Raw genomic sequence first — 7212 nt, 5'->3', positions numbered from 1 at the left:
AATTCTGATCTTGCCATCTTTAAATCTAAAATCGGCAATCAAAAATCCGAAATCGACAATCACTGAATCCTTTAATTTACAATTAAAGAATGGCTTTACGAACCCTTACCAATTTTTCCAGTAATCCTTCCAATAAATCCAGACGCAACATATTGGCTCCATCCGATTTTGCCTGACTCGGATCAGCATGTGTTTCGATAAAGAGTCCATCCGCTCCCACGGCAATTCCTGCCTTGGCAATCGTTTCTATCAAAGCCGGTTGTCCTCCGGTGACGCCTGAAGTCTGGTTGGGCTGTTGCAACGAATGTGTGACATCCACGATGACAGGACATTTACAAACATTTTGCATCATTTGGATCCCTCTGAAATCGACCACCAAATCCTGATAACCGAAAGTAGTTCCCCGTTCCGTCACCATAACCTCATCATTTCCGGACTCCCTGATTTTATCGGAAGCAAAACGCATGGCTTCCGGAGATAAAAATTGCCCTTTCTTAATATTAACAATCTTCCCGGTTTTAGCAGCAGCAACCAACAGATCGGTCTGGCGACATAAAAAAGCCGGAATTTGTAATACATCCGCATATTCAGCGGCCAACACGGCATCTCGTTCGCTATGAATATCCGTCACCACCGGAATTCCAAATTCCCGTCTCACCTTTGCCAATATTTTTAATGCCTTCTCATCTCCGATCCCCGTAAACGAATCCAAACGAGAACGATTGGCCTTTTTAAACGATCCTTTAAAAACATACGGTATCTGCAAGCGTTCCGTTATCTTTTTAACGTGTTCCGCTATATGCATGGCCATCTCTTCTCCCTCTATCACACAAGGTCCCGCCAACAAAAAAAACATCTCTTTATCAACCAATTCTCTATACATATCTATATCCTAATTAATTCATATATTTTTAATTTATAACTCGCTACTCTTGCCTAATCCGATCCTTCTAATTGTAAATTAATTTTTGATTTATGATTTACGATTTATGATTAGATTCTGATCTTGTCTTCTTTTAATCGTAAATCTAAAATCAGAAATCGTAAATTTCATCCAATCACTAAATCACTGAATCCTTTAATCCCAGAATCCCTTGATTCTTCAAATCATAAATCTAAAATCCAAAATCGTAAATCTTTTTAATCACTGAATCCCCAATCACTAAATCACTGAATCCTTTAATCCCAGAATCCCTTGGTTCTTCAAATCATAAATCTAAAATCCAAAATCGTAAATCTTTTTAATCTTTTAATCTCTTAATCACTTAATCACTTAATCACCTAATCTCTTCTGTTTTTCCACCACAACACCAATCTTTCCCATATCTTCTGTTCCTGGGCATTAGCTTGAGGTTTATAAAATCTCCTATTCTTCAACTCTTCCGGGAGATAGTTTTGTTCCACGAAATTCCCCGGAAAATCATGCGGATATTTATAGTCCTGCCCGTAATTCAACTCTTTCATCAACTTGGTCGGAGCATTACGCAAATGCAGGGGAACAGGCGAATTACCGGTATTGTGAACCGCTTCCATCGCTGCACCGATAGCTAAATAAGCCGAATTACTTTTCGGTGATGTTGCCAGATAGATAACACATTCGGCTAAAGGAATACGAGCCTCCGGCATTCCGATCTTATGGACCGCCTCAAAACAGGCATTGGCAATCAACATGGCATTCGGATTGGCCAGACCGATATCTTCCGAAGCGGATATGATTAATCGACGGGCAATAAACTTCGGATCTTCTCCTCCCATTAACATACGAGCCATCCAATACAATGCGGCATCCGGATCTCCTCCCCGGATAGACTTTATCATGGCCGATACGATATCGTAATGCTGCTCCCCGTCCTTGTCATACATCAATGGATTCTCGTGCAATTCCCGGTGGACAGCTTCATTGTCTATGACAATATCTCCATCTCCTAATCCATTGACTACCAACTCCAATATATTTAATAACTTTCGGGCATCCCCCCCGCTATACGAGATCATAGCCTCTTTCTCCTTCACGGTAATATTCCGAGTACTCAGGTAAAAATCTTTTTGAATAGCCCGGTCTATCAATTTTTCCAAATCAGCTTTATCCTGCGCTTTTAACACGTACACTTGACACCTGGACAACAAAGGGGAAATGACCTCAAAAGAGGGGTTTTCCGTGGTCGCCCCTATCAACGTCACCGTTCCCTTCTCCACGGCAGCCAACAAAGAATCCTGCTGTGCTTTAGAAAATCGATGGATCTCATCGATAAACAAAATCGGGTTCGGAGTATTAAAGAACCGTTGACTTTCGGCTTTTTGAATTACCTCCCGTACATCCTTAACTCCCGAACTCACCGCACTCAACACATAAAAAGGACGTTGTAACTGCTCCGCAATAATCATGGCCAAGGTCGTTTTTCCGACCCCCGGAGGTCCCCACAAAATAAACGAAGAGACAACTCCGGAATCAATCATCTTACGAAGCACCTTTCCCGGCCCTACCAAATGTTGTTGACCGATGTAATCTTCTAAAGACTTCGGTCGCATTCGTTCTGCTAACGGCTTGTTATCCATCTCAATCTCTTAATCCTTCAATCACTTAATCATTTTAATCTACAATCGTCATTTACCTACACAAAGATAACACAATATTTCCAACGAAATAAAAAAGGCATACTAACGAAATAAAAAAGAGACCGATTTTAAGCCTATTCATGCCTACTCGATTATCAGTTTCGAACGTTTTATGACTCCTTTTGCACCTGCATGATTTTTCACAAAGACATAATAAGTAGAATAAGCAAAAATTAAAAAACGGGTGACACGTACGCATCACCCGTCTATATCGCAGCACACTACAGCGTTTAATCTTCTCTTTTAGGCAATTCGCCATTGATGGCCGCTTTTACCACACCAATAGCTTCTTCTAAACCTTCCACAAATTTATCGAAATCTTCTTTATACAAAAATACTTTATGCTTCTCGTAACTAGGATTCCCGTCTTTATCAAATTTCTTTTTACTCTCGGTAATAGTAAGATAATAATCACTATTACGGGTTGCCTTCACATCAAAGAAATAGGTTCTTTTCCCTGCTTTCACTGCGTTAGAATAGATCTCCTCTCTATCAATCGTATCCATTCCTTCATTTTGTTCGTATCCTTCCATTGCTTTTGAATTTTATTTGACTTTGCTGCCCAAATGTAGGAAAAACAAAGTAAAAATAAACTTTTTTAATCCTTTTTTTTTAACTTTTTTCCTTAATCAACGTTGAAATAAAGAATATCGACATTGGTACAGAACAAAACTTACCTTTTTCGAGCCATATATACCGAAAAAAGCTAATTTTGAACTCATAATTTAAAATCTACATCAAAATGATTTGGAAAATCTTTCTTATTGTCTTCGTACTAATCGGATTGGCTGTTATCGGACTGGGAATCTCCACTTTTTTTTCCAAGAAGAAAAAATTTCCGGAAACTCATATCGGCCGCAACAAAGCCATGAATGATCGGGGTATCAGTTGTGCCGCCACCACCGATCGCAAAGAACGGGCAACCTACAAACCGATAGAGATCGAGAAAACAACTAAAAACGGAAAGGTCTAAAAGAGCATGTATTTATTCAGGCAACAGCTCTCTTTTGATTTTAGAAAATCCTCCAACAATTCGATTTGCCGCAAAGAGTGAATATCACCCGACAGATAATCGACCAACCCCTTTTTCAATAAAGCGTAAGCCCCCTTCTGAGCCTCTTTCCCGTAATAACCCACAAACGACAAAAGATTTACCTGCATCCGGCAGCCTCTGCTCTTCAATTCCCGGCACGGTTTTTCAATGTCTTCGCCGTAAAAACGATAACGTTCCGGATGAGCTAATATAGGTCCGAATCCTTCCGCTTGCAATTTAAATAATAACTCTTCAAAATAAAGGGAAGGAGCCAAAAAACTATGTTCAAGCAATACATTCCCCTCTCTGGAAGCCATGATTTGTTTTTGCTCGATCAGATCAAATATATACCTTCCGACACGATATTCCGCACCCAAATCTGCATCCAAGCGAATATCCTCTCGCCCCAAACGTCCCTCCAGCTCTCCCCATCGTTTTCCTATATTTTGGGGACCATTCACAAGTAAAGGATAGGCAATATGCGGAGTAAACGTGAACCGTTTCACGCCTAACTTTAACATACGCTTTACGATCTCAACCGACTCCTCCATATTTTTCACACCATCGTCCAATTCCGGCAAAATATGGGAATGCAAATCGTGTTCGTAAAAAAAATATTGCTTTACCGAACGTTTTTTGAAAAACATATGAATTCAAATTTTTATGACCGTGTCATTTTGTAACTGATATTTTTCCCCGCTTTCCGGACAAACAGCCAAACCTTCCGCGTCAAAAAACAAGCGATGCCCGTATTCGCTCATCCAACCAATCTGCCGGGCCGGATTTCCCACCACGAGAGCATAATCGGAAACCGTTTTGGTCACGACTGCTCCTGCCCCAATAAAAGCATATCTACCGATATCGTGACCGCAAACAATCGTAGCGTTAGCCCCGATAGAGGCTCCTCTCTTTACAAGAGTCTTAGCGTATTGAGATTTCCGATTCACGGCACTCCTCGGGTTTATCACGTTTGTAAAAACACAGGAAGGCCCTAAAAACACATCGTCTTCACAAGTTACACCCGTGTAAACAGACACGTTATTTTGTACCTTCACGTTATCTCCCAACACCACTTCCGGAGAGATCACCACGTTCTGACCGATATTACAATTCTTTCCCAACACACAGCCGCTCATGATATGGCTAAAATGCCATATTTTGCAACCGTGCCCGATCTGACACCCTTCATCGACAACCGCAGTCTCGTGTATAAAAAATTCATGCTTCATCTTTTTTCGTTTTTTGTCCGTAACCATAACCGTATTTAGCCCCGTAACCATAACCGTATCCATAACCGCCCCGTCTGATCTTTATCCCGTTGACAACTATCCCAAGGTTAGGCAATCTTTTTTTCTTTTCCAAATCCGCAACCAGCCTCAAGTCTTTTCGATCCAATACGTGAGCTCGTACAACATACACACATGCATCGGCCAGTCGGCTTAATGTAAAACCTTCCGCCAGAATACCCAACGGAGGAGTATCCAGCACAATACAATCAAACTCCTTCTTTAATTCCGTTATTAACTCTTCCATCCGAGAACTGGCTATCAACTGAGTCGGATTAGGAGGTACGCTTCCCCCGAATATAGCGTAAAGACAATCATCTATCTTATTTACAATGCTTTGTTTATCATTTTCTATTCCGGCCAAATAAGCAGATAGTCCTTTATAATGATTACATTTAAAATAGACATCCATCTTCGGGTTTCGCAAATCACAACCGATAGCGATCGTCTTTTTACCGGATTTGGCATAAGCATTAGCCAGATGAGCAGAAATAAAAGATTTCCCCTCTTGAGGAATGGTTGAGGTCACCATAATGACGGGACACGCCGTCTGCTGCACCATATAATTCAAATTCTCCCGGATCAGATGCATGGATTCCGATACTATAAAATTCTCTTGAAAAATATCCTCATCTCCTTCCGGCAATTCTGGCGTACTTCCCAGAACAGGAGCATTTACGGCCTTCTCTACGTCTTCGGTATCCCGCACCTTGGAATCTAATAGATCCAATAGAAATATTCCCCCGAAAGGGAATGCAAATCCCAGCACCAATCCGATCAATAAAATCATGGATTTTTTCGGCGATATCGGACTGCCTTGAGTATTCGGATCTTCTATAATTTTTGCCATGGGCACGTACATCAACCTGGCTATCTCCGCCTCCTCCCGTTTCTGCATCAGGAACAGGAAAAGATTCTCTTTCAATCCCTGTTGACGGGAAATCTCCCGGTATTGCTTCTCCTGCGTAGGTACCGAAGTCAATTTTTTATCCACCAATCGACGCTCTTTCTCCAAACTTTGTACCTTAATTTCCAATCCCTTCTCCACGTTCTCTATGGCGACCCGAATATTCTCCTTTAATTCCCTCAGTTGACTCTCGATTCCTTTTACCAGCGGGTTACTCTCCCGGGCAGTCTGCAATAATTTATTTCTTCGCAGGATCATCTCGTTATATTTCCCGATACCGTTGTTCAACGTAACATCCGTTAATCCCAGGTTTTCCGGTAATAAACGAAACTCTTCCTCCTCTTGATTCAAAAAATCCCGGATACTTCTTACCACGTCCAAATCCGTCTCTAATTTCAGCAACTCGACTCCAGCCGATTTTTTCCGTTCCATGATAAAAGTGGCATCTGAAGTCAAATCTGTCAGTTGATTCTGTTTTTTAAAATTCTCCGCCTTATCCTCGATCTCTCCTAATTCCCGATTAATCACCTCCAACCGGCTATTGATAAAATTCACCGTACTTGTCGACACAATCCGCTTATTACTCACCCCGTTATCGTTATAGGCAGCAATCAACCGATGAATTAGATCGATGGCCCGGGCTGGCGATTCATCCTTCACGGAAAGCCCGATGGCATTCGTGTTTTTCTCCAAATTACTAATATCAAGTTTTCCATAAAATACTTCCGTGGCTACCGGGTAGGAATTTATACTCACCCGGTATTGTCCCTCTTTCGCGTTCACGGGTTCTTTTTCTATCGAAATCGCATATTCCCCTACCGGTATTTTTTCCGAATAGTTCCCCTTAAAAACAGATTCACCTTCCGGGGTCAAAACTTCCACCCGATCGTTTCCCTCTACGTTGACATAAAACGAGGTATCTCGAATATTTTCCGGATAATCGATCAACACCCGAAACGGTACATCTTTATAAAATTCCTTTTCCCGTACTCCTCCCTTCTCGAAATAACGCACGTTCAAATCCAATTCTTTCACCACGTCCCGCATCAAATTTTTCGAACGCAATTCGATCATTTCGTTCTCCACGAATACATCTCCCTGAAAAAAGCCCAATTCTTTCATCATAGCATTGGTTCCCAGTTCCCCCTTCCTCGAATCGTTTATCATCACCTTTGCCTCCACGTTATATACAGGAACCTGCCTCATATAGTAGTAGACAGCCCCACCCAAACATAGCGGTACACTAATAGCAAACCACCACCATCTATATAGAATTTTGTTAAAAAACTTCCGGAAATCAAAACTTTCCTCCTCTTCAACCAAAAATAGATCATTGTTCAACTCATTCATAAGCCCGATATTATTTTTAC

General features: G+C 41.3%; 7 protein-coding genes. 1 reads left to right on the top strand and 6 read right to left on the bottom strand.

Annotated elements, in window-relative coordinates; genetic code table 11:
* Positions 1-82: 82 nt before the first annotated feature.
* From kdsA to QZR76_RS11255, 3 genes are all read right to left on the bottom strand, one after another.
* Positions 83-883 carry a 3-deoxy-8-phosphooctulonate synthase gene (gene kdsA / locus QZR76_RS11265; RefSeq protein ID WP_294142918.1) on the bottom strand — a complete coding sequence of 267 codons (801 nt, stop codon included), beginning with the start codon at positions 881-883 and terminating at the stop codon, positions 83-85.
* A 398-nt stretch (positions 884-1281) separates the two neighbouring features.
* Positions 1282-2556, bottom strand: a complete 1275-nt coding sequence (locus QZR76_RS11260) for a replication-associated recombination protein A (protein ID WP_294142917.1) — start codon at positions 2554-2556, stop codon at positions 1282-1284.
* 290 nt (positions 2557-2846) lie between these two features.
* Entirely contained in the window at positions 2847-3149 is a 303-nt protein-coding gene (locus QZR76_RS11255; protein ID WP_294142916.1) for a DUF3276 family protein, read from the bottom strand.
* Between the two features lie 209 nt (positions 3150-3358).
* Here QZR76_RS11255 and QZR76_RS11250 point away from each other — a divergent pair, with 209 nt between their 5' ends.
* Positions 3359-3589 carry a hypothetical protein gene (locus tag QZR76_RS11250; RefSeq protein WP_294142915.1) on the top strand — a complete coding sequence of 77 codons (231 nt, stop codon included), beginning with the start codon at positions 3359-3361 and terminating at the stop codon, positions 3587-3589.
* On the opposite strand, the gene QZR76_RS11245 is transcribed toward QZR76_RS11250, so the two are convergent.
* Genes QZR76_RS11245 through QZR76_RS11235 form a run of 3 tightly spaced genes read right to left on the bottom strand, consistent with a single transcriptional unit; the run spans position 3586 to position 7192 of the window.
* Positions 3586-4296 (bottom strand): CpsB/CapC family capsule biosynthesis tyrosine phosphatase, encoded by a 711-nt coding sequence (locus QZR76_RS11245; RefSeq protein WP_294142914.1) that lies wholly within the window; start codon positions 4294-4296, stop codon positions 3586-3588. The two genes, QZR76_RS11250 and QZR76_RS11245, sit on opposite strands and share 4 nt — an antisense overlap.
* Positions 4297-4302: 6 nt before the next feature.
* Positions 4303-4878 carry an acyltransferase gene (locus QZR76_RS11240; RefSeq protein WP_294142913.1) on the bottom strand — a complete coding sequence of 192 codons (576 nt, stop codon included), beginning with the start codon at positions 4876-4878 and terminating at the stop codon, positions 4303-4305.
* On the bottom strand, positions 4868-7192 hold the full coding sequence (locus QZR76_RS11235; RefSeq protein ID WP_294142912.1) for a polysaccharide biosynthesis tyrosine autokinase: 2325 nt from the start codon (positions 7190-7192) through the stop codon (positions 4868-4870). The genes QZR76_RS11240 and QZR76_RS11235 overlap by 11 nt, the downstream gene beginning before the upstream one ends.
* Positions 7193-7212: the final 20 nt, after the last annotated feature.

Source organism: uncultured Sanguibacteroides sp. (genome assembly GCF_900543425.1).
Classification (GTDB): domain Bacteria; phylum Bacteroidota; class Bacteroidia; order Bacteroidales; family Marinifilaceae; genus Gabonibacter.
The sequence above is the reverse complement of the archived record's forward strand: the minus strand, read 5'-3'. Positions and strand labels throughout refer to the sequence as shown.